General features: G+C 41.4%; 1 protein-coding gene. It reads right to left on the bottom strand.

Annotated features, from left to right (window positions below; genetic code table 11):
* Positions 1–2,046, bottom strand: a 2,046-nt coding sequence (locus RMO79_RS02690) for a tetratricopeptide repeat protein (RefSeq protein WP_310481515.1), incomplete at both ends; no start/stop codon positions are given.

A 2,046-nucleotide genomic window follows, 5' to 3' on the forward strand; every position in this document is an offset into this window, starting at 1 on the left:
CTAGTTTTGGCTGCTCGATCGAAACTGCCAATTGCCTGCGCTACGGAGCCTTGCTCGATATAAATTACGCCCTGTGCTATTAACCTATTAACACCACTCTTATCGAGAACAATAACTTTCTGAAAGTCAGCGATCGCAGCGGTTTTGTTACCCATATAGTAATAAAAATCGCCACGATTATAGTGCCCGTCAATAAAATTGGCATCTAGTTCGATCGACTTATTCAAATCGGCTAGTGCTCCAGAGGTATCATTCAGTCTTTGATATTTCAGCAGACCGCGATTTCCGTAAGCATCGACATATTTGGGATCGAGTACAATCGTTTGATTGTAGTCTGCAAGGGCACCATTAACATCATTTAGTTTTTGATATTTCAACATGCCACGCTGGAAGTAGGCAATCGCGCTTTGGGGAGCCAGCGAGATCGCTTGGTTATAGTCCGCAAGGGCACCCTTGAAATCATTGAGCTTATTTTCTTTCAAAATGCCCCGAAAAAAGTAGCTGCGGGCATCTTTGGGTTTGAGCGAGATTGCTTTGTTATAGTCCGTCACAGCACCATTGACATCATTGAGCTTATTCTGTTTGAGAATGCCACGATTTAAGTAGGCATCGACATATTTGGGATCGAGAGAGATCGCTTTGTTATAGTCTGCAAGGGCACCGTTAATATCATTTAGTTTTTCAATTTTAATAACGCCACGATCGACATACAAACTAGCTTTTTGGGGAGTAAGTGCAATCGCTCTGTCAGACTCTGCAAGGGCGATCTTTAGGTTATCGTTCGAGCTGGGATCTTTTTGGGTGCGAGGAAGCTGTTTTAACTTTTCTAGAAAACTTGTTGCCTGTTGATAAAGCTCTATTTGCCCTTGCTGGCGAAATAAGTTAGCTGCCTCAGTGATGTCGATAGTTGCACCATTTGTATCTTCTGATAATGCTTTAGCAACACCTCGATACAAGAGAGCTGAAGGCACTATTTTATCGCGATCGGATTGACCGATCTCTTTAGCTTTACTAAATTCAATCGCTTTATTAAGATCGCCGATCGCATCTTTGAATTTCTGCAATCCGATATTAGCTCCACCCCGAATCAGGTAAAGCGCGGGCAAGACACTCGTCGAAACAATTTCTTTGGTAGAAAACTTTGAATAAATTAATTCAATACAACGATCGCTATCTGTGAGTGCGGCTTGAAAATTTTTCAATTCCAGATTAGCATTACCCTGGATCGTGTAAGCTGTTAACAAGATTTCAGGTGTAGAACCAATCGATTGGCTAAAGCCCTTGACATTACTTAATTCGATCGTTCGGCTACTATCTGCAAGCGCAGCTTTGAAGTTTTTTATTTGCAGATAAACTAGGCTCCGCACCAAATAGGCTGCATTATAATTGGGGTTAATCTTTATCGCTTGGTTGATATCTGCAATCCCGCCGTTGGTATCCCCCGATAGCGATTTAAATAGACCCCTGGCAATGTAACCATCCGTATAGTTAGGATTAATTTTAATAGCTTGGCTGAGATCGGCGAGCGCACCTTGTTTGTCGCCACTTTTTGATTTAATCAGAGCGCGATTGAGATAAATAGGAGCCGTTGGCTGAGAGCGAATTAACTCATCACAAATAGAGATCGCGGCTGCATATTTGCCGCTAGTATTTAAGATATCTGATTTCTCTAGCTGTAACAACTGGTCTTTCGGTTCCAGTTTAATTGCAATATCAATTGTTTTAATTGCATCATCATATTTACCTAAACGGGAAAAAATCCTACTTTGATATTTCCAGAAATAGTAATAACTGGCACGATTTTTATCGTCTGGAACTAAGGCGATAGCGCGATCGATCGAACTTTTAGCCAGATCGAATTTTCTCAAAATCATTAGGGATAATGTCTTACCATAATTCCCCTCTAATACTTCTCCTTTGGCAATTGCTTTGTCAAATGCGACTACTGCTTTATCGAATTGTAGAGTTCGAGTGAGTTGATTGCCATAAGCTAACCAGCGTTTTCCATCAGCTTCTGCTTCGGGTTGCGAGATATTATTCATCGCC

The sequence above is a fragment of the Chamaesiphon sp. VAR_48_metabat_403 genome (assembly GCF_031422475.1).
In the GTDB taxonomy this organism is placed as follows: domain Bacteria; phylum Cyanobacteriota; class Cyanobacteriia; order Cyanobacteriales; family Chamaesiphonaceae; genus Chamaesiphon.